The organism is Micromonospora sp. WMMD1128 (assembly GCF_027497235.1).
GTDB lineage: Bacteria > Actinomycetota > Actinomycetes > Mycobacteriales > Micromonosporaceae > Micromonospora.
Genome location: NZ_CP114902.1, coordinates 3,635,889 through 3,656,309 on the forward strand (window position 1 = coordinate 3,635,889; position 20,421 = coordinate 3,656,309).

17 protein-coding genes are annotated in these 20,421 nt (G+C 73.2%); 15 read left to right on the forward strand and 2 right to left on the reverse strand.

Translation table 11 applies throughout. The annotated features are described in order from the left end of the window. The first annotated feature begins 5 nt into the window (after positions 1-5). The 4 genes from O7602_RS16270 to O7602_RS16285 are packed head-to-tail and all read left to right on the forward strand — an operon-like array spanning position 6 to position 6,175. Positions 6-866 carry a hypothetical protein gene (locus O7602_RS16270; RefSeq protein ID WP_281583491.1) on the forward strand — a complete coding sequence of 287 codons (861 nt, stop codon included), beginning with the start codon at positions 6-8 and terminating at the stop codon, positions 864-866. Further along, positions 863-3,013, forward strand: coding sequence for a serine/threonine-protein kinase (locus O7602_RS16275; RefSeq protein ID WP_281583492.1), 2,151 nt, complete (start codon positions 863-865; stop codon positions 3,011-3,013). Before O7602_RS16270 ends, O7602_RS16275 begins: the two co-directional genes overlap by 4 nt. A 37-nt stretch (positions 3,014-3,050) precedes the next feature. After that, positions 3,051-4,496 carry a VWA domain-containing protein gene (locus tag O7602_RS16280; RefSeq protein ID WP_281583493.1) on the forward strand — a complete coding sequence of 482 codons (1,446 nt, stop codon included), beginning with the start codon at positions 3,051-3,053 and terminating at the stop codon, positions 4,494-4,496. After that, positions 4,493-6,175 (forward strand): NACHT domain-containing protein, encoded by a 1,683-nt coding sequence (locus O7602_RS16285; RefSeq protein ID WP_281583494.1) that lies wholly within the window; start codon positions 4,493-4,495, stop codon positions 6,173-6,175. The genes O7602_RS16280 and O7602_RS16285 overlap by 4 nt, the downstream gene beginning before the upstream one ends. 22 nt (positions 6,176-6,197) lie before the next feature. Here the strand turns inward: O7602_RS16285 and O7602_RS16290 are convergent, their stop codons facing one another. Beyond that, positions 6,198-8,153, reverse strand: coding sequence for a TetM/TetW/TetO/TetS family tetracycline resistance ribosomal protection protein (locus O7602_RS16290; RefSeq protein ID WP_281583495.1), 1,956 nt, complete (start codon positions 8,151-8,153; stop codon positions 6,198-6,200). 299 nt (positions 8,154-8,452) lie between these two features. Here O7602_RS16290 and O7602_RS16295 point away from each other — a divergent pair, with 299 nt between their 5' ends. From O7602_RS16295 to O7602_RS16345, 11 genes are all read left to right on the forward strand, one after another. Further along, positions 8,453-9,121 (forward strand): GntR family transcriptional regulator, encoded by a 669-nt coding sequence (locus tag O7602_RS16295; RefSeq protein ID WP_281583496.1) that lies wholly within the window; start codon positions 8,453-8,455, stop codon positions 9,119-9,121. A gap of 308 nt (positions 9,122-9,429) precedes the next feature. Continuing rightward, complete coding sequence (locus O7602_RS16300) at positions 9,430-10,290, forward strand: ABC transporter permease (RefSeq protein ID WP_281583497.1); 861 nt, start codon at positions 9,430-9,432, stop codon at positions 10,288-10,290. Next, complete coding sequence (locus tag O7602_RS16305) at positions 10,287-11,075, forward strand: ABC transporter ATP-binding protein (protein WP_281583498.1); 789 nt, start codon at positions 10,287-10,289, stop codon at positions 11,073-11,075. The genes O7602_RS16300 and O7602_RS16305 overlap by 4 nt, the downstream gene beginning before the upstream one ends. 82 nt (positions 11,076-11,157) lie before the next feature. After that, positions 11,158-12,195, forward strand: a complete 1,038-nt coding sequence (locus O7602_RS16310) for an ABC transporter substrate-binding protein (RefSeq protein WP_281583499.1) — start codon at positions 11,158-11,160, stop codon at positions 12,193-12,195. Between the two features lie 8 nt (positions 12,196-12,203). Further along, entirely contained in the window at positions 12,204-13,934 is a 1,731-nt protein-coding gene (locus O7602_RS16315; RefSeq protein ID WP_281583500.1) for a CocE/NonD family hydrolase, read from the forward strand. 2 nt (positions 13,935-13,936) lie between these two features. Beyond that, complete coding sequence (locus O7602_RS16320) at positions 13,937-14,902, forward strand: amidohydrolase family protein (RefSeq protein WP_281583501.1); 966 nt, start codon at positions 13,937-13,939, stop codon at positions 14,900-14,902. A 12-nt stretch (positions 14,903-14,914) separates the two neighbouring features. Beyond that, positions 14,915-15,592 carry a cysteine hydrolase gene (locus tag O7602_RS16325; RefSeq protein ID WP_281583502.1) on the forward strand — a complete coding sequence of 226 codons (678 nt, stop codon included), beginning with the start codon at positions 14,915-14,917 and terminating at the stop codon, positions 15,590-15,592. Next, a complete protein-coding gene (locus O7602_RS16330; protein ID WP_281583503.1) occupies positions 15,589-16,329 on the forward strand; it encodes an SDR family oxidoreductase in 741 nt (246 codons plus the stop codon). The genes O7602_RS16325 and O7602_RS16330 overlap by 4 nt, the downstream gene beginning before the upstream one ends. Further along, positions 16,326-17,510, forward strand: coding sequence for a M20 family metallopeptidase (locus tag O7602_RS16335; protein WP_281583504.1), 1,185 nt, complete (start codon positions 16,326-16,328; stop codon positions 17,508-17,510). The genes O7602_RS16330 and O7602_RS16335 overlap by 4 nt, the downstream gene beginning before the upstream one ends. Further along, positions 17,507-18,343, forward strand: coding sequence for an alpha/beta hydrolase (locus O7602_RS16340; protein ID WP_281583505.1), 837 nt, complete (start codon positions 17,507-17,509; stop codon positions 18,341-18,343). Before O7602_RS16335 ends, O7602_RS16340 begins: the two co-directional genes overlap by 4 nt. After that, the gene (locus O7602_RS16345) at positions 18,328-19,527 is read left to right on the forward strand and encodes a membrane dipeptidase (protein ID WP_281583506.1); all 1,200 of its coding nucleotides are present in this window, start codon (positions 18,328-18,330) and stop codon (positions 19,525-19,527) included. Before O7602_RS16340 ends, O7602_RS16345 begins: the two co-directional genes overlap by 16 nt. A gap of 34 nt (positions 19,528-19,561) precedes the next feature. On the opposite strand, the gene O7602_RS16350 is transcribed toward O7602_RS16345, so the two are convergent. Then, positions 19,562-20,332 (reverse strand): SDR family NAD(P)-dependent oxidoreductase, encoded by a 771-nt coding sequence (locus tag O7602_RS16350; protein ID WP_281583507.1) that lies wholly within the window; start codon positions 20,330-20,332, stop codon positions 19,562-19,564. Between the last annotated feature and the right edge of the window lie 89 nt (positions 20,333-20,421).

Below are 20,421 nucleotides of genomic sequence, written 5' to 3' on the forward strand. Positions count from 1 at the left end.
GACCGATGCCGACCGTCCGGGAGCGACTGCACGCCTTCCAGGTCGCCCACGCGCGCGTCTGCGACCTGCTGGAGGAGATGGAGCGCGCGGTGGCCGGCCGGTTTCCGCCGGCCGACCCCGGGCCGGCCGGGCGAGCGGCCGAGGAGCACCTGCTGCGGCTGCACTGCCTGGCGTTGGCGCTCGTCCGGCGCCAGGAGGACCTGGCCGGGCTCGACCCGGCGCAACCGGCGGACGAGGCGACGTTGGCCCGGCTGCTCGCCGCGCCCTGCCCGGTCCGGTTCACCGCCGCCACCGGTGACCAGGTCCGGGTCGAGCAGCTGCGGGTCGCCCGGATCGTCCAGGACGCCGCCGACCAGGCCGAAGGGATCCGCCGGCTGGTCGCGGCCCCGGCCCCGGAGGAGCCGACGCCGGACCCGCACCGGCTGGCGGAGCGGGGACGCCGACTCCGGTCGTCGCTGCACCGGCTGCGCCGCCTCGCCGCGGAGGCCGCCGCCGAAGGGCTCGGCGACGTCGCCGACCCACTCGCCCCGCTCACCGCCGACGGGCTGCTCGACCGGCTCGCCGCCGCCGACCCGGGTCACCGGCCCGACACCGACGCCGAGGCCCTCGGCGCGGCCCTCGACCGGGACCTGGAGCGGGTCGACGCGGTCCGGCGCAGCCTGCGCGTCCGGTGCCACCGGGAGCTGAGCGGGCGGCTCGAGGCATACCGGCAGCGAGCCGCCGACGAGGGCCGGGCCGAACACCCCGACCTGGAGCGGTCCTACCGGGACGCGGTGGCCGGGCTGCGCCCCGCGACGTTCGGCGTGGCCGCCGCGAGCCGGGCGGTCCGTGCCTACCAGCAGGCCGTGAACGGAGGGGCCCGATGACCGGGACGCGTCAGGGATGCGCGGAACGCCACTGCCCCGGCGAAGTGGACGCGGACGGGTTCTGCCGGCTGTGGGGGCACGAGTGCGCCGGCGCCGGCGGGGCTCCGACACCTGTCGTGCCCCGCCCGGTCCAGATGCCCTCCCAGCCCGTGTCGTCCCAGCCCTGGGAGGTCGCGACGCTGCTCCCGGCGGCCCGGCCCCGGGACCCGCTGACCGCCGTGCTCGCCGAGCCGGTGGTGCCGGAACCCGCCCGGATCTGCGCCAGCACCACCTGCCGCACCCGGCTGACCCGGCTCAGCGGCCACTGCCCGGACTGCGGCACCCGCTACTCGTTCACCCCGCCGCTCGCCGTCGGCGACGTGCGCGCCTCCCGCTACGAGATCGCCGGGTGCCTGGGCAACGGCGGTGTGGGTTGGGTGTTCCTCGCCCGCGACCAGGACATGGACGGCGCCTGGCGGGTGCTCAAGGGGCAGCGCAACCCGGAGGACCGGGAGGCCGTCGCGGCGTTCGTCGCGGAACGACAGGCGCTCATCGCGCTGAACCACCCGCGCATCGTCACCATCACCCACGCGCTGCGGCCGGAGGCGCACCACGACACCGGCTACCTGGTGATGGAGTTCGTCAACGGCGGCACCCTGGAGGAGTCGCGCGCCACGGCGGGCCCGGGTGGGCGACCCGCCGCGCTCGACGTGGCCCAGGCCCTCGACTACGGCACGCAGATCCTCGACGCGTTCGGCTACCTGCACGACCAGGGCTGGCTCTACTGCGACCTCAAGCCGGAGAACGTCATGCGGGTCGGCGGCGTCGGCGCCGACGTGATCAAGCTGGTCGACTTCGGCGCCGCCCGGAAGATCGACAATCGGGTGAGCCCCGCCTGGGGCACCGAGGGATACACCGCCCCCGAGGTCAAGCGGCTCGGCGCCGCCGGGCCGAGCATCCGCTCCGACATCTACGCCGTCGGGCGTACCCTCGCCGCGCTGACCCTGGTCACCCGGTCGGTGGACGTGTCCCGGATCCCCGCCGGCCCGGCCGTGCGGCGGCTGCCCACACCGGCCCGGCTCGACCCGTTCCTGCGCCTGCTCGCCCGGGCCACCGCGGCCGACCCCGCCGACCGGTTCGGGTCCGCCGCGCAGATGCGCGAACAGGTCCGGGGGGTACGCCGGCAGGTCGCCTCGGCCGCCGACGGGGAGCCCCGACCCAGCCGGTCCACCCTGTTCAGCCCCTCGGCCTGCGCGTTCGCCCTGCACACCGACGGGCCGGTGGACCCGGTGGAGGTGCTGCTCGGCCTGCCGGCGCCGCTCGTCGACGGCGCCGACCCGGCCGCCGGCTTCCTCGCCTCGCTCGGCCCCGCCGACCCCGACGAACTCATCGAGCTGCTGGCCACCGCCCCCGAACGGACCGCGCAGGTGGTCTACCGGGCGGTGCGGGCCCACCTCACCGCCGGCCGGGTGGCCGAGGCGGGCACGCTGCTCGCCGACTTCCCCGAGGACCGGCGCGACTGGGCGCTGTGGTGGCACCGCGGCCTGGTCGCCCTGGTCGGTCGGGACACCGACGCCGCCCGGCGCTGGTTCGAGCAGGTGTACGGCTGGCTGCCCGGCGAGGTCTCCACCCGGCTGGCGTACGCGGTCGCCTGCGAACTCGCCGACGTCCCCGACGAGGCCGCCGACCACTACCGGGGCGTGTGGGACACCGACCGGGGCGTGCTGGCGGCGGCCTTCGGGCTGGCCCGGTGCCGGCTCGCCACGGACGACCCCCGAGGCGCCGCCGACGCGCTGCTGAGCGTGCCGGAGTCGTCCCGCGCCGGCACCGACGCGGTCGCCTGCGCGGTGCGGATCCTGCGCGACGCGCCGGACGACGGGCGCCGGCTGGCCACCGCGCTGGAGGCGGCCACGATCGTGGACAAGCTGCCGCCGTTCGCCGAGCGGGAGACCGTCGAGTCGGACATCCTGCGGATCGCGCTCGACTGCGACCTCACCGACCCGTCGCACGCCGGCCGGCGGTTGTTCGGGGAACCGCTCGACGACACCAGCCTGCGCCGCGCCTTCGAGCGCCGGTGCCGCTCCCGCGCCCGGCGCACCGCCGACCGGCGGGACCGGATCGAACTTGTGGACCTGGCCAACGCGTACCGGCCGGTGACGTGGTGGTGACCGCGGCCCGACGGCCCTGAGACGAAGGACGGCTCCCATGGAACACGCCGACGGCCGACCGCTCGCGGTCACCGCGCACCACGCGGAATATCTGCCGGCGGACGGCGCGGTGCTCGACGTGATCGCCACCGTGCGCGGCCCGGAACCGGCCGGGGACGTACGCCACGACGGCCTGGCCGAGGTCATCCTGCTGGACACGTCGGGGTCGATGGGCGCACCGCAGGCCAAGATGCGGGCCGCCCGGCAGGCGGGCGTCGCCGCGATCGACGCGCTGCCCGACGGGGTCGCTTTCGCGGTGGTCGCCGGCACCGGCGCCGCCACCATGGTCTTCCCCGGCGAGGAGCGGCTGGCGGTCGCCGACGAACGCACCCGGGCCGCCGCCCGCCGCGCGTTGCAGTCCCTCTCCCCGCACGGCGGCACCGCCATCGGCACCTGGCTGCGGCTGGCCCGGCGGCTGCTGGCGACCCGGCCGGACGCGATCGGGCACGCCATCCTGCTCACCGACGGCCGCAACGAGACCGAGCGTCCCGAGGACCTGCGGGCCGCCGTCGGCGAGTGCGAGGGGCACCTCACCGTCGACTGCCGGGCGATCGGCTCGGCCGACGGCGTGCACGACTGGGACGCGGCCGAACTGCTCGGCATCGCCGAGGCGTTGGGCGCGAACCCGGTGGTCCCGGTGGAGGATCTCACCGGCCTGGGCGACGAGTTCCGGGCGGTCCTGACCCGCGCGCTGGCCCGGCGGGTGGCGAACGCGCGGCTGCGGGTCCGCACCACCGAGCTGGCCCGGGTCCGGTTCGTCAAGCAGGTGCACCCGACGATCGCCGACCTCACCGGGCGGGGCGTGCCGGACGGCGAGTTGGCCACCGCGTACCCGATCGGCGCCTGGAGCCCGCACGACCACCGGGACTACCACCTGGGCCTGGAGGTGGACCCGCTCGCCGCCGGCACCCGGCGGCGGATCGGCTGGCTCAGCACGGACACCGACGCCGGCGCGGCCACGGTGGAGGTGCCGCTGACGGTGGAGTGGACCGACGACACGCTGCGCAACTCGGAGATCCACCCGAGCGTCGCCTTCTACACCGGGCAGCAGGACTACGCCGCGGCGTTCCACAGTGGTCTCGCGGCGGCCCGCGCGGGCCGGATCGGCGAGGCCGAGGAGCGGCTCGGGCGGGCGGTGGCGCTCGCGCACGACGCCGGCAAGGACGCCGACGTGCGGCGGATCGCCCGGATCGTGGACGTGCACGACGCCGCCGCCGGCCTGGTCCGGCTCAAGGTGGACGTCGACTGGCGGCGGGCCGAGCCGTCCCGGGTGGCGGCGCACACCACCACCCGGTGGGGCGCGGACGGCGACGAGCGCCGCCCGCCCACGCCGTCGTCTCCGGTCGCGCCCTGGTCGCACTGCGGCGAGCGGCAGACCGGGGCGTACTGCCAGGACTGCGGGGCCGCGCACGGCGCCGACGGACCGGCGTCGGAGCGCCGATGACCCTGGATCTCTGGGCCAAGGTCGCCAGCGTGGTGAGCAGCAGTCTGGCGGTGGCCGGCGCCGCCGTCGCCGTCCACCGGCACCTGCGCCGACCGGGCTGGGCGGCGACGCTCACCGGGCTGTGGGAGCGGGAGGCCGACGCCGGGGTCGTCCACCCGCACCGCTTCGGCGAGCAGGTGCGCCCGCTCTCCGACGTGTACGTGCCCCGCCGGGTGGCGCCTCGGCTGGGTCGCCCCGAGGAGACGGTCGACGCCGGACAGCTGTTCAGCGGCGCCGGGCACGTGCTGCTCGTCGGGGAGCCGGGCAGCGGCAAGACCACGCTTGTCGCGTACGAGAGCGCCCGGTCGGCCGAGCGCTGGCTCCGCTCCCGGGGCCACCGGTGGCGCCGGCCCCGCGGCCCGGTGCTGGTACGCCTGCCGGCCGCCGCGCTGGTCCGCCACGCGCTGCCCGACGCCCTGGCCGCCACGTACGGCGAGTCGCCGGACTTCCGCCGGACGCCGCTCGGCGTACGCTGGCTGGTCTGCGTGGACGGGGTGGACGCCGTGGCCGACCCGGACGAGCGCAGCGACGTGCTCAACCGGCTCGCCGCGGCGGGCCGCTCCCCCGCGCCGCCGTACCGGATCCTGGTCACCACCCGGCCGTTGGACGCCAACGAGCTGGCCACGCTCGGGGCGGACTATCCCGCCTACCAGCTCGCGCCGTTCACCCGCGCCGACGTCACCGCGCTGGCCCGCAGGTGGTTCCCGGACCACGACGAGGCCCAGGGCTTCCTCGCCTGGACGCACACCCAGCGGATCACCAACCCGGTGCGCAACCCGCTGATCGCCACCGTCGCCGCGCTGGTGTGGCGCGACCGGCGCGACGACCCGGTCGGCCCGCCCGGCCCGGCGGCGCTGCTCGACAACTTCGTGCGGGCCCTGCTGCGCGGCGGCCGGGGCCACCTGGACGCCACCTGCGCGGCGCTGCGCGACCATCCGCCGGAGGGCCCGGCGGTCGCCGACTGGCTGGCCGGGCGGCACACCGAGCTGGTCGAGGTCGCCGCGACCGCGGCCGTGGCGGGCACCGATCCGGTCGCCGCGGTGGCGGAGTGGACGGCGACGCACGCGCCCCACCCGCCGGCACGGCAGCTCGCCGACTGGCCGCAGCGGATCCGTGACCTGCTGCTCGCCACCGACCTGTTCCGCGCCGACCGGCACGCCCTGGTCCCGGTCTGGCCCAGCCTGGTCGACCATCTGGCGGCGGGACCGCTGACCCGGCAGTTGAGTCCCGACGGCTGGATGTCCCTGATGAACACCACCAGATCTCCGTTCGTCGGGGCGCACGTGTTCCAGCGGGCCGGGGTGCCACCCGCGTTGCTGCGGAGCCGGCTGGTGGAGCCGGGCTGGGCCGTCGCCGCCGGGCAGCTGCTGGTCACCACGGGGACGCTGTGGAGCACCGATGATCCGGGGCTGCGGGCCGACGTGCTGGCGGCGCTGCTGGCGCACTGGGCGGCCGACCCGACCGGCGACACCGGCCGGACCTGCCGGTCGCTGCTGAGCACGCTTGCCGCGGACCGCGCCGATCGGGACCTGCTGATTGAGATCGGCGCGGACGGCAGCCGACCCCGGGCGACCCGGCTGGCCGTCACGCGCTTCTTCCGCGCCGACCGCGACGCGCCCTCGGTCGCCCGGCACCTGTGACGGCGTACGGTGGCGCGGCGGCCTACCGCGGCACGGCCCGGAACCATGCCTCCCGATCGTCCGGGTCGGGTCCGCGCCGGGGCAACGTGTCCGGCTCCTCGCCGGTGAGCGGCGCGTAGTGGTCGAAGGTGGTGGTCAGCACGGCCTCGCCACCGGTGAGGTCGGGAAGCGCGGCGACCACGTGCGGGACCCGCGCCGACGGCAGGGTGCCGTGCACCTCGAGATATCCGTCGGCGCCGGCGACGTCGTGCACGGCCGCTCCGAGCCGGCCGAGCAGCGCCATCACCGTCTCCACCGCGTGTTGCGGAAGGTTGACGTCGAACCGCTCGATCGGTTGGCACACCCGGGTGCCGGCCTGGCGGAGTGTCGCGGCGACCACGACCGGGGCGAGGTTGCGGAAGTCCGCCGCGACGGTCGAGATGGACTTGTCGAACTTCTGGTGCGGCCGGCTCTGCCGGGGCCAGTACTGCGACGCCGTCATGGTGACCACGCAGTCGGTGACCGGCCAGCCGTGCCGGCCGTGCCGGAGCGCGGCCCGCACGCCCTCCTCCGTGGCGGCGACGAACGCCGGCGGGAGCCGGCCGGGTTCGACGCCGGGGCGGAACTCGATGCCGTGCCCGACCGGGGCGGCCTCGATGCGCAGTCCCAGCCCGGCCAGGTACGGGTTGCCGCGCTCGCGTACCCGCTCCTCGGCGATCCCGGTGCCGGCGACCCGTTCGATGCAGGCCGTCAGCGTGCCGGAGAACCGCACCCGCACGCCGTACCGGTCCGCCATGAGCGCGGCCAGCACCTCTTTCTGGACCTCACCGTGCAGGCGGATCACCGCCTCCGCCTGGTGTTCGTCGAGCCGCAGGTCGACGAGCGGATCCTCGTCGGCCAGCTCGGCCAGGCCGGCGAACATCGCCAGGCGCTGGTCCGGTTCGACCGGCTCGACGACCGCCTGCCGGGTCGGCGGCGGGAACCGGTAGGCGTGCCGCCGCGGCGGCTCCCCGATGTGTTGGCCGATCCGGGCCGACAGGCCGCGCACGGCGGCGATCTGCCCGGCGGCCACCGAGGGACGCACCAGGACGCCGGCGGGCTCGATGACGGCGATCTGGGTGACCGTCTCGGGGCGGGCGCCGGCGAGCCGCACCCGGTCCCGGACGTGCAGCCGCCCGGACCACAGCCGCAGCCAGGCCCGCCGGCCGTGCCCGTCCCGGTCGACGGCGAAGACGGTGCCGACCGGCGGACCGTCGACCTGCTCGCCCCGGGGCAGCAGGTCGGCCAGGAGGTGGCACAGCTGCCGCACCCCGGCGCCGGTGATCGCCGAGCCGCACGCCACCGGGGTGAGCGCGTCGCGGCGTACCGCGTGCCGGATCGCGCGCCGGACGTCGCGCACGCGTACCGGCTCGTCGGTCAGCCACCGCGCGGCCACCGCGTCGTCGACGTCCGCCACGGCCTCCACCACCGGTCCGGCGTCGAGGCCCACGGCCCGCACCCGGGCGTCGCGCCCGCCCTGGCCGGCGACGGTGGTGAGGATGACCGGTCGCGCGCCGAGCCGCCGGCGGATCTGGGCCACCGCCCGGTCGACGTCGGCGCCGCGCCGGTCCACCTTGTTGAGGAAGACCATCGTCGGTACGCCGGTGCGCCGCAGCGCCCGCCAGATGGCGACGGTCTGCGGTTGCACCCCCTCCACGCTCGACACCACGAGCACGGCGGCGTCCAGCACGGCGAGCGAGCGCTCGACCTCCGCGATGAAGTCGGGGTGGCCGGGGGTGTCCAGCAGGTTGATCCGCAGATCACCGATCGTGATCGACGTGACGGCGGCCCGGATGGTGATGCCGCGCCGACGCTCCAACTCCATCGAGTCGGTGCGGGTCGTGCCGGCGTCGACGCTGCCGAGCCGGGACACGGCGCCCGCCTCGTAGAGCAGGCGTTCGGTCAGGCTGGTCTTTCCGGCGTCAACATGGGCGACGATTCCGAGGTTCAACAGGGCCACGGTAGAACTCCACGGTAGGACGGTCCAGGGTCCGAAGCGTGGAATCCGCTCGCATTGTCGCTCCCTCGTCGTGATCGTGCCGGTCGGTGCCCCTGCACCGGGGCGCGGCGGTGTGCCGCCTTTGAGGCTCGCACGCCCACGGTGACCGCCGCGACCGAATTCGGGCGCCCGTGCACGCGGCGCCGGTCGCACCCGACGTGCCGCGCGGGACCCCCGAGACCGCCCGCGCCGAGGCCGGCGCCGCGCGTGCCCGGCCGTTCGCGTTCCGCGCCGGAGCCGCGGCCGTGTCATCATTCCGTGTGCCCAATGACCGCACTCTCGCCCAGTGTGCCTACGACGAGATCCGGGCGATGATCGTCAGCGGTGAGTTGGCGGGTGGTCGCAAGCTCATCGTCCGCATGCTCTCCGAGCGGCTCGACCTGTCCGCCACCCCGATCAAGTCGGCGCTTGCCGCCCTCGAACGGGACGGCTTCCTGGTCGCCATCCCGCACCGCGGGTTCTACGTGCCGGAGATCGGGCTGCGCGACATGCGGGAGATCTACGAGTTGCGGGAGGCGTTGGACGGCATCGCGGCGCGCAAGGTGACCGAGGCCGGGGCGGGGGCCGACTTCGTGCGGGACGAGTTGCAGCCGATCCTGGAGCGCCAGCACGAGTGCGCGGCGGCCGGTGACCTGGCCGGGCTGCGGGACCTGGACACCGCCTTCCACCGGGCGATCTGGCATCGGTGCGGCAACGCGCGGCTGGCGCAGGTCACCGACAACCTCGGCGGGCAGAGCCGCCTGGCCTGGCAGTGGCAGGTGGCCGGCGGCATGCTGCGGGCGCTGCGGGAACACCAGATGATCATGGACGCGATCGTCTCCGGTGATCCGAGTCGGGCGGAACGCGCCGCTCGGTCGCATGTCCGGCTGTCCCGGGCCGCGTTCGAGAAGGCGGTCCGCGAGCGCGGGCCGGAGGCCATGCCGCGCTGAGCCGCCCCGGCCCGGCCGCTTCGAAACCTGGACAGACAGCCCCCAAGCGGGCGCTCTCCGGCCGACGGATCGCGAACAAATTCTGGTACAGCCGTTGACACCCCGATTTTTTGGATCCAAAATTCGTACACGTCCAGCGGCGAACACTCCTCTGAACAGGACAAACACAGCTGCTGGCGGCGGATGGGCTGCCTGTGCGGTCCGATTTCGCCTGTCGTCGGGCCGCCGCGCCGCGGCCCTTGGGCGCGGCTTGAGCGCCCGTCGGCTTCCCGTCCGGCGCTACCCGGTGACGCGACCGAGGAGAACCCGTGACCACCACGACGGAACGGACCGCCGACGACACCCGGGCCGAAGACCCACCGGGTCGGACGTCCGGAAATCGCCTCCGGCGGTTCTACAAGTCCCACTCCACCGTGCTGCACACCATCACCACGCTGGTTCTGGGCTGCGTGCTGTGGCAGGTGATCGCCGCGAACACCAGCGCGCTGGTGATCGTGCCGCTCGGTGACATCGGCGCGGCGTTCCGCACCTCGGCGCAGAACGGCGAACTCTGGCTCGACTTCCGCGAGAGCCTGTCCGGTTTCGCCCAGGGCTTCCTCCTGGCCGCCCTGGTCGGCATCCTGATCGGCGTCCTGATGGCGATCAACAAAGTGATCTTCGACTTCCTCGACCCGTGGATGTCGGCGCTCTACTCCACTCCGCTCATCGCGCTGGCGCCGCTCTACATCCTGGTCTTCGGCATCGGCATGACCGCCCGGGTGGCGGTGGTGTTCACCCTCGCGGTCTTCCCCATCGTGCTGAACACGACGGCCGGCATCCGCACCACCGATCCGAACCTGATCGAGACGGCGCGTGCCTTCGGCGCGAGCAAGATGCAGCGGTTCACCAAGATCCTCCTGCCCTGGTCCGTTCCCTTCGTCGTGACCGGTCTGCGGTTGGCCGTCGGCCGCGGGCTCATGGGCGTGGTGGTCGCCGAGTTCTTCGGCTCCACCTCCGGCCTGGGCCACCGGGTCTTCATCTCCTCGCAGAACTTCGACACCGCAGCGGTGTGGATGGGCGTCTTCGTCCTGGCCGCGATCGGCGTGGTGTTCATCCGCGCCATGTACGTCCTGGAGACCCGCATCGCACCGTGGCGGCAGAACGGCAAGAACGGAGGCAAGATCCTGTGACGACGCCGAAGGTCGAAGCGCGCCACCTGTTCAAGGCGTTCCACCGGGGCGAGACCCGCACCAACGCCCTCAGCGACATCAACCTGACCGTCCGGGCCGGCGAGTTCGTGGCCCTGCTCGGCGCCAGCGGGTGCGGCAAGACCACGCTGTTACGCATCGTCGACGGCCTGGAGACGGCAAGTGAGGGCCAGCTCCTGATCGACGGTCGGCCGCAGAACGCGCCCGGCACCGATCGTGGCTTCGTCTTCCAGCAGGACAACCTGCTGCCCTGGCGGACCGTGCTGCGCAACGTCACCTTCGGGCTGGAGTTGCAGGGAGTCAACCGCCGCACGGCGCAGCGGCAGGCCACCGAATACCTGGAACTGGTCGGCCTGAAGGGTTTCGAGAAGTACTACCCCCACGAGCTCTCCGGCGGCATGCGGCAACGGGTCAACCTGGCCCGGGCGTTCACCATCCGGCCGGACATCCTGCTCATGGACGAGCCGTTCGCCGCGCTGGACGCGCAGACCCGCGAGGTGATGCAGACCGAACTTCTGCGCATGTGGCAGCAGACCGACGGCCGTACGGTCATGTTCGTCACCCACCAGATCGACGAGGCCATCTACCTCGCCGACCGGATCGTCGTGATGACCGCCCGACCCGGGCGCGTCAAAGAGATCATCGATGTTCCCTTCGCGCGTCCGCGCAACCTGGACCTCAAGCGGTCGCCCGAGTTCAGCGCCATCTACGACCGCATCTGGAAGACCATCGAGGAGGAGGTCCGCGCCTCGATGGCGATGACCTGACCGGTCTCGCCCCGCCCGTGACCGGCCCCCGGCCGGCCGACGGATCCCGCACGCCCTAACCCTTGTGAAGAAGGGGCAGTACATGCGACCCATTCGCACCATCGCCGCCGTGACCGCGACCGTGCTCGCGCTGACTGGTCTCAGCGCCTGCGGCGGCGAGGACCCCGCATCCACCGGCTCCTCCGCCGGTGACCGCGTCAAGATCAAGCTCGGGCTGAGCGCCATCAACGCCTCGCACCTGTGGGTCGCGGTCGCTCGCGACCAGAAGCTGTTCGACCAATTCGACATCGACTTCGAGCCGGTGGTGTTCCAGGGCGGCGCGGCCCAGGTGCTGCCGTCGGTGCTGGGCGACTCCACCCAGTTCGGCATCGCCAGCGCCCAGCAGACCATGATCGCCTACCAGAAGGAGCCGAGCCTGGTCATGGTCCTCAACCCGATGAACGGCAGCCCGCTGAGCGTCGTGGGCGGCAAGGGCATCACCTCGGTGAACGATCTCAAGGGCCGCACCATCAGCGTGAACTCGGCCGGTTCCAGCGAGGACTACCACTCGGCGACCGCGTTCCTCGAAGCCAACGGCATCGGTCTGGACGAGGTCAAGTTCGTCACCGGTGGGGCCACCAGCGCCCGGGTGAGCGCGCTCATCTCCGGCGCCGTGGACGTCGTGCTCTGCTCCCCGCCGGACGTGGACCGGCTCACCGCCACCGGTGCCACCGTCATCGGCAAGGCCAACAGCGTGCCGAAGCTGCAGAAGGCGGCGTCGTACGTGATCGTCGGCAAGCGGAGCTGGCTGGACGCCAACCAGGACGCGGCGACCCGGTTCGCCAAGGGCTACCGGGCCACCCAGGAGTTCATGCACGACCCCGCCAACAAGGACAAGGTCACGGCGGTGATCTCCAAGGAGCTGAAGGTGGACCAGGCCGCCGCGGGGAAGGTGTGGGACTACTGGATCAACGACTTCACCAAGGACGCCGACCGGTCCGGGGCCATCCACGAGGAGAACCTCGTCCAGACGCTGGAGAACGCCCAGGAAGACAAGAACAAGGATCTCACCGGGTTCAACGCGGCCGAGCTGCCCAAGCTCTACGACAACCAGTACGCCCAGGCATCGGCCGGAAAGTGAGGGACGGCATGGACACCGACAAGACCGTCCTGCGGGACGGCATGCGGATCAGCTTCGACGTGCCCATCGAGATGGACGACGGCCTGGTGCTCTACGCCGACGTGTTCGCGCCGGTGGACGAGGGCCGTTACCCGGTGCTGATGACCATGGGCCCGTACGCCAAGGGCCTGGCCTTCCAGGAGGGCTGGAAGTTCAACTGGGACAAGCTGGTCCGGGACTTCCCCGAGGTGGCCGAGGGGACCTCGAACGCGTACGCCAACTGGGAGACCGTCGACCCGGAGAAGTGGGTGCCGGACGGCTACGTCTGCGTCCGGGTGGACTCCCGTGGCGCCGGGCGCTCGGCGGGCGTGCTGGATCCGTGGTCGCCCCGGGAGACCCGGGACTACTACGACTGCATCGAGTGGGCCGGGGTGCAGCCCTGGTCGAACGGCAAGGTGGGGCTCAGCGGCATCTCCTACTACGCCATGAACCAGTGGCACGTCGCCGCGCTGCAACCGCCGCACCTGACCGCGATGCTCGTGCAGGAGGGCGCCGCCGACTTCTACCGCGAGTTCTGCCGGCACGGCGGCATCCTCAGCCGCTTCCTCGGCGGCTGGTTCCAGGGCCTGATCAAGCAGGTGCAGCACGGCCTCGGTGACAACGGCCCGGTCAGCCGGGTGACCGGCGAGCCGGTCGCCGGCCCGGAGACGCTCACCCCGGAGGAGTTGGCCCGCAACCGGGTCGACCCGTACGAGACGGCGGTCGAGCACCCGTTGCTCGACTCGTTCTCCACCGACCGCACCGCCGACCTGTCGAAGGTCGTCACGCCGTTCCTGTCCTGCGGCAACTGGGGCGGACAGGGCCTGCACCCGCGCGGCAACATCGAGGGCTACCTGGGCGCCGCCTCGACGCAGAAGTGGCTGGAGATGCACGGCGACACGCACTCGTCGGGCTTCTACACCGACTACGGGGTGGCCCTGCAGAAGCGGTTCTTCGGACACTTCCTCCAGGGCGCCGACACCGGATGGGAGAAGCAGCCACCGGTGGCGCTGCGCGTGCGCCACCCGGGTGAGGTGTTCGTCGACCGCGGCGAACAGGAGTGGCCGCTGGCCCGGACGCGGTGGACGAAGTTCTACCTGAACGCCGCGGACCGCACGTTGGACGCCGACTTCACCCCCGGCGACGCGGTCAGCTACCGGACCACAGGCGACGGGGTCACCTTCCTGAGCGCACCGCTGGCCGAGCAGACCGAGATCACCGGGCCGGTGGCGGCCAAGCTGTTCCTCTCCTCGGACACCATCGACGCCGACGTGTTCGCCTGCCTCCAGGTCTTCGACCCGGACGGCAACGAGATCACCTTCCAGGGCTCGAACGATCCGCGTACGCCGATCGGGCTGGGCTGGCTGCGCGCCTCGCACCGGAAGCTGGACCCGCAGCGCTCGTTGCCGTACCGGCCGTGGCACACGCACGACGAGATCCAGCCGTTGACCCCCGGTGAGCCGGTCGAGCTGGACATCGAGATCTGGCCGACCTGCCTGGTGATCCCGCCCGGCTGCCGGATCGGTCTGCTGATCCGGGGGCGCGACTACGACAACGGGGCCGAGGCCACCCCCGGCGCCCGCTACCCGTTGCGCGGCATCGGCCCCTTCCGCCACGACGACGAGCGGGACCGCCCGGCGGACGTCTTCGGCGGGACCAACGTCCTGCACTTCGCCGACGGGCAGGAGTCCTACCTGCTCCTCCCGGTCATCCCGCGGTAGCCGTGATCGTCGACCTGCACAGCCACTACCTCCCGCCGTCGGCGGTCGGGCCGGGCTCGCCGGTGTCGGCGGGCCCGGCCACGGAACAGACCGTGCTGAGCTTCGACGGTGCCGACTACCGGGTGCCGCAGGCGTTGTTGAACGCGGAGCAGCAGGTCACCGACGCGCAGCGGCAGGGGCTCGACCGTCGGGTCCTGCTCGTTCCCCCGTTCGCCGTCCGGTACGAACTCGCGCCACGTGCCGGCGTGGACTGGTCCCGCCGGCTCAACGACGGCATCGCCGCCGCCGTCCAGGCGTACCCCCGGCACCTGATCGGTTTCGCGGTGGTGCCCCTGCAGGCCGGCGGGGAGGCCGCCGCGGCGGAACTCGTCGCGGCCGTCCGGGGTCGGGGGATGTCCGGGGTCGAGGTGCTGACGAGTGTCGGCGGCGAGCCCATCGACGCGCCGGAACTGGAGCCGTTCTGGGCCGCCGCCGCCGAACTCGGCGTCCCGGTCTTCGTCCACCCGCACTTCGTCTCCGGCGCCGCCCGGATGTCCCGATTCCACCTGCGCAACCTGGTCGGCAATCCGACCGAGACCGCGCTCACCGGAGCGCAGCTGCTCTTCGGTGGGCTGCTCGACCGGCACCCCGGACTGACGGTCGTGCTCGCCCACGGTGGTGGCGCCCTGCCCCACCTGGTCGGCCGGCTCGAACACGGCCACCGGCACCGCGCCGAACTCGCCGACCTGCCGACCGGTCCGCGCGCCCAACTCCGTCGTTTCCACTACGACTCGGTGGTCTTCGACCCGACCGTGCTGCGTCACGTCGGGGAGATCGTCGGCTTCGACCGCCTCGTCGTCGGCAGCGACTATCCGTTCGACATGGCCGACGAGGACCCGGTCGGGTTTGTCGCCTCGGCGGACCTGCCCCGCACCGTCACCGAGTCCGTCCTGCACGCCGCTGCCCGGGTGCTGCCCGGCTTGACCTGAGAGGAGCCACACGTGGCACTACCGCCCGAGGTGGCCGACCGCATCACCGTGCGGGACACCGCGCTGCTCGTCATCGACATGCAACGGCGACACCTGGACGTGGACGGCGTGGGCTACCACACGCTGCCGCCGGAGAAGGCGCGCGAGGTCACGGCGCGCACCGGCGAGGCGCTGACGGTCGCCCGGGCCGCCGGCATGCCCGTGGTGCACGTGGCGACCTGGAAGAAGGCGGCCGGGCTGGACGCGCCGCGTCAGCACCGGAATCCGTTCATGGCCTGGCAGAACGGCAAGCCGATCGTCGGCGCGTCGTTCCTGCGGCAGGACGGCAAGTGCGTCGAGGGCAGCCCGTACGCCGAGTTCATGCCGGCCACCGAGCCGCTGCCGTCCGAGCCGGTGGTGGTCAAGCACCGCTACAGCGGTTTCTACGCCACCGAACTCGAACTCGTGCTGCGGGAACTCGGCGTCCGCACCCTCGTGGTGGCCGGCGTGAACACCAACAACTGCGTCCTGCACACCTCCTTCGACGCGCAGGCCCGGGACTTCGGTGTGGTGCTGCTCGCCGACTGCTGCGGCAGCATGAACGGCGACGAGCTGCACCGCATGGGGTTACGCCAGATCGAGACGTCGGTCGGGTGGTTGTCCACCGTGGATGAACTGGCCGGGCTCCTGACCGTGGCGGTGGCGTCGTGAGCGGCCGGCTCGCCGGCCGGACCGCGCTGATCACCGGCGCGGGGCGGGGCTTCGGCCGGGCCATCGCGGAGGCGTTCCTCGACGAGGGCGCCACCGTGGCGCTGCACCATCACCGCACCCCGGTGACGGACCTGACCGACAGGTTCCCCGACCGGGCCTCGGCGCTGCGGGCCGACCTCACCGACCCGGCGGCCACCCGGCAACTCGCCGCGGACGCGCTGGCCGCCCTCGGCTCGGTGGAGATCCTGGTCAACAACGCCGGGGTGATGGCGGTCGGCGCGTTCGCCGAGTCCACCGAGGAGCAGTGGGCCAGCGACATCGGCCTGAACATCTGGGCGCCGCTGCGCGTCACCCATGCCCTGCTGCCGTCGATGACCGCCCAGGGCCACGGCAAGATCATCAACATCTCGTCCCAGCTCGCCCTGAAGTCCTGGGACCGTGGCGCGGTCTACGCCGGCACCAAGGGCTTCCTGCTGAGCTGGACCAAGTCCCTGGCCGCGGAGGCCGGACCGCACGGCATCACGGTCAACGCGATCGGCCCCGGCTCCATCGTCACCGACATGAACAAGGACATCTTCCCCGATTCCGCGGCCGAACGGGCGAAGGCCGCCGAACTGCCACTGCGCCGGCTGGGCACGCCCGCCGACGTGGCCGGGGTGGCGGTGTTCCTGGCGTCGGCGGCCGGCGACTTCATGACCGGTCAGATGCTCGGCATCAACGGCGGGAGCCAGATGTGAACACCGATCTGCCAAGCCCCGCACGCGCGGCCGACGTCGACCTCGGCAAGGTCCGGCGGTGGCTGACGGAACACACCGACGACCTGCTGGCCGACCTGGCGGCGTACGTGTCGCTGGAGACGCCGAGCGACAGCAAACCGCACCTGGACGAGGCCCTGCGGTGGCTCACCGACCAGGTGACCGCGACGCTCGGCCCGCCGGAGTCGTCGACCCGGCACGACGGCGGCGCGCTCGGCGACACGCTCGTCGCCGACTTCCCCGGTCTCGGACCGCGACGGCTGCTGCTGCTCTGCCACTACGACACCGTGTGGAGCGCCGGCACGCTCGCCGACTGGCCCTACGCCCGGTCCGGGCCGACCGCCACCGGGCCGGGCATCTTCGACATGAAGGCCGGCCTCGTCCAGGGCCTCTGGGCGATCCGGGCGCTCGACGCGGTCGGACTGCCCCGGCCGCCGTTGCGGATCGTCCTCAACGGCGACGAAGAGCTGGGCAGCATCTTCTCCCGCCCGACGGTGGAGGCGTCCGCGGACGGGGTCGACGCCGCCCTGGTGCTGGAGCCGGGCGTGCACGGCGCGGTGAAGACCGCCCGCAAGGGCGTCGGCATCTTCCGGATCGAGGTGGACGGCGTGGAGGCGCACGCGGGCCTCGACCCCGAACGCGGGGTCAGCGCCATCGACGAGATGGCGCGCGTCGTCCTGCGACTGCGCGCGCTCGAGGACCTCGACCGGGGCACCAGCGTCAACATCGGCACCGTGACCGGCGGCTCCCGGACCAACGTGATCGCCGGGCGGGCCCGCGCGATGCTCGACGTCCGGGTGACCACACCCGAGGAGGCGACCCGCATCGAGACCGCGGTCGCCGCCCTGCGGCCGACGCACGAGAAGCTCGCCGTGCGGATCAGCGGCGGCTGGAACCGGCCGCCGATGCCCCGCACACCAGGCATCGCGGCGATGTACGACCTGGCCCGGGCGCTTGCCGCCGGCCACGGCGAGGACCTCGACGAGTGCGCGGCCGGCGGCGGCAGCGACGCCAACTTCCTGGCCGCGCTCGGCCTGCCCGTGCTGGACGGGATCGGCGCCGTCGGCGACGGCGCGCACGCCCGCGGCGAGCACATCCTGGTCGAGCCGACGATCGCCCGGACCGCGCTGGTGGCCGGCCTGATCTGTCTGTTCGCGCAATGACCGGTGCGACGCTACGCGGCGAGCTGGTGAGCATCCCCACCGACACCACCCCGCTCGACGGCCTCCTGTACGAACCGGAGGGCGGCGCCCTCGCCGGGGCGGTGATCTTCTTCCACGGCAACACGATGAACTTCTACGTCGGGCCGCCCCGGTTCCTGCCACCCCGGCTGATCGCCATGGGGTTCGCCTGCCTGGCCTTCAACCGGCGCGCCCACGACGTGCTCAGCGTCCGCGGTGACAAGGAACGGATGGAGGGCGGCGCCTTCCAGACCACCGCCGAGGCGCTTGCCGACCACGCGACCGCCGCGGACTGGCTGGCCGGACGGGGCTACCCCGCGCCGGTGGTGATCGGGCACAGCAACGGCGGCATGATGGCCGCGCCGCACGTCGCCGAACGGCCGGACACACCCGCCCTCGTGCTGCTCTCCGCCGGGCGCGGCGGCCCGGCGCAGACCCAGCGGGACGGGTTGCTCGCCGGGTCACGGCTGCCCGAGATGCGCCGCCGGGCCGAGGAGATGGTGGCGGCCGGGCGCGGCGACGAGCTGATGCTGATGCCCGGCTGGTGGTACGTGATCACCGCGCGCAGCTTCCTCGACCGGATCACCACCGTGCCGGACCTGCTGGCGTACGCGCCGGCGATCGCCTGCCCGACGCTCTACGTGCGCGGGGACACGGAACCCGAGGCGACGTTCCCCGGCACCCGGTTCCGGGACCTGACCGCGGGTCCGTGCGAATCGGTGGTGGTGCCCGGCTGCGACCACTTCTACAACGGACGCGAGGCCCAGGTGACCGCGATCGTCGCCGACTTCCTTCACCGATGGGTGTCACCATGACCTACGACGGCTACCAGGCGTTCTCCTTCCTGCGACCGGGTGTGGACTATCCACGGATCGACCTGGCCCCGACCTTCGGCCGGGTCCCCGCGTACGACCTCGGCCTCACCCCCGACCAGGCGGAACGCGCGGCCCGGCTGCTGCGCGAGAACATCGTGATCAGCCTGCACGAACACCCGCAGAACTTTCCCGCCGACATGGGCCGGCTCGGCGAGTACAACCGGGCCGGCCGCCAGTTCACCAGCTACGAGGGGCTGGCCGCGTCCGGGCTCACCGCGGTGTTCGACAACCTGATGGACGGCACCGGCTGCATCGTCAGCCACACCGGCTGGAGCTGGGAGGACACCGTCTACGACATCGGCATGCGCCGGGCCGACCTCGCCAAGCAGTCGTACGCCCACGTCGTGCAGGACCTGCGCGACATCGAACGGGCCCACCGGGACGGTACGGTCGGCATCGTCCTGTCGCTGGAGGCCGCCACCCCGATCGAGAACCAGGTCGACCGGATCGACATCCTCTACGGGCTGGGCATCCGGCAGATGGGAATCGCCTACTCGGAGGCCAACACGCTCGGTGGTGGCCTCAAGGAACGGCGCGACGGCGGGCTGACCGCGTTCGGCCGGCGCGCGGTGGAACGGATGAACCGCCTCGGCATCGCCATCGACGTCTCGCACTCCGGCGACCGCACCTGCCTGGACACCATCGCCGAGTCCGCCGCGCCCGTGCTGATCACCCACGCCGGCGCCCGCGCGGTGTGGCCGACGTCCCGGATGAAACCCGACGAGGTCCTGGTGGCCTGCGCCGAACGCGGCGGGTTGATCGGCATCGAGGCCGCGCCGCACACCACGATCTCCGCCGCCCATCCGCGGCACGACATCAACTCGGTGATGGACCACTTCCGCTACTGCGTCGACCTGATGGGCATCGACCACGTCACCTTCGGCCCGGACACCCTGTACGGCGATCACGTCGCGCTGCACCGGGAACTGGCCCGGTCGCCCGGGTTCACCGAACCGCCGCTCGTCGCGCCGTTCGAGCCGGTCGAGTACGTGGCCGGGGTGGAGAACCCGACCGAGGGCCTCGCCAACATCATCGGCTGGCTGGTCCGGGAGGGCTACGCCGACGCCGACATCACTGCCGTCACCGGCGGCAACGTGCTGCGGGTGCTCGACCAGACCTGGTGACCCGGCCGAGCCGCCGCGGGCCTCGGGGGGACCGTCACCCGGGCAACCCGACGCCGGTGAGCTCCGCGCACCGGACGAGCAGTTCGTCCCCCACCGGGTCGATCCGCCCGCGCTCCGGGCGCCAGTCGCGGTCACTCACGTAGTCTCCGCTGACCAGGGCGTCGGGCTCGGTGCCCACGGCGAGGCGCACCTGGGCCCGCGCGGCGTCGTCCGGGCTCGTCGGCGCGGCGTCGCCACCCATCCTGGTGCGCACCCAGCCGGGGTCGACCGCGTTGCTCAGGACGTCGGGCCACCGCCGGGCCAGGGCGAACGCGAGCGCCAGGTCCAGCAGCTTCGAGGTGGAGTACGCCTCGACCCCGTTCCACGGACGCGCGTCGTACCGCAGGTCGGTCAGGTCGGGCACGCCGTCGGCGGCCATCGCCGACGACACGAACACCAGCCGCCCGGGCCGGGGCGACAGGGCCGTCAACAGGTACGGCGCGAGCACGTTCACCTGGAACGTCGACTCCAGCCCGTCCCGGGTCAGCTCCCGGGCCGGGGCGTCCAGCCGGGCGATCCCGGCGTTGTGCACGACGGCGTCCAGCCGGCCGTACCCGGACAGCGACCGGGCGAGCGCGGTGGTCTCCTCGATCGAAGCCAGGTCGCCGACCACGATCGCCTCCGCCGCCGGAAGCGCCGTCTTGGCGACCGCCGCCCGTTCCTCGTTGCGGGCGTGCAGCACGACCCGGTGCCCCCGGGCGAGAAGTTGCGCCGCGGTCCGCCGGCCGATGCCGTCCACCGAGCCGGTGACCAGAATGCTGCCCATGTCGTTCCCTCCGTCGTCGTGCGGCCCGCCCCGGCACCGCGTGGAATTCGATGGGAAAGCTCTCCCGCACAGCTTGGCGGCGGCTTAAC

Coding starts and splice junctions, on each gene's coding strand:
- O7602_RS16270 (WP_281583491.1), top strand. CDS start 6: ATGCCGACCGTCCGGGAGCGACTGCACGCCTTCCAGGTCGCCCACGCG.
- O7602_RS16275 (WP_281583492.1), top strand. CDS start 863: ATGACCGGGACGCGTCAGGGATGCGCGGAACGCCACTGCCCCGGCGAA.
- O7602_RS16280 (WP_281583493.1), top strand. CDS start 3,051: ATGGAACACGCCGACGGCCGACCGCTCGCGGTCACCGCGCACCACGCG.
- O7602_RS16285 (WP_281583494.1), top strand. CDS start 4,493: ATGACCCTGGATCTCTGGGCCAAGGTCGCCAGCGTGGTGAGCAGCAGT.
- O7602_RS16310 (WP_281583499.1), top strand. CDS start 11,158: ATGCGACCCATTCGCACCATCGCCGCCGTGACCGCGACCGTGCTCGCG.
- O7602_RS16315 (WP_281583500.1), top strand. CDS start 12,204: ATGGACACCGACAAGACCGTCCTGCGGGACGGCATGCGGATCAGCTTC.
- O7602_RS16340 (WP_281583505.1), top strand. CDS start 17,507: ATGACCGGTGCGACGCTACGCGGCGAGCTGGTGAGCATCCCCACCGAC.
- O7602_RS16345 (WP_281583506.1), top strand. CDS start 18,328: ATGGGTGTCACCATGACCTACGACGGCTACCAGGCGTTCTCCTTCCTG.
- O7602_RS16350 (WP_281583507.1), bottom strand. CDS start 20,332: ATGGGCAGCATTCTGGTCACCGGCTCGGTGGACGGCATCGGCCGGCGG.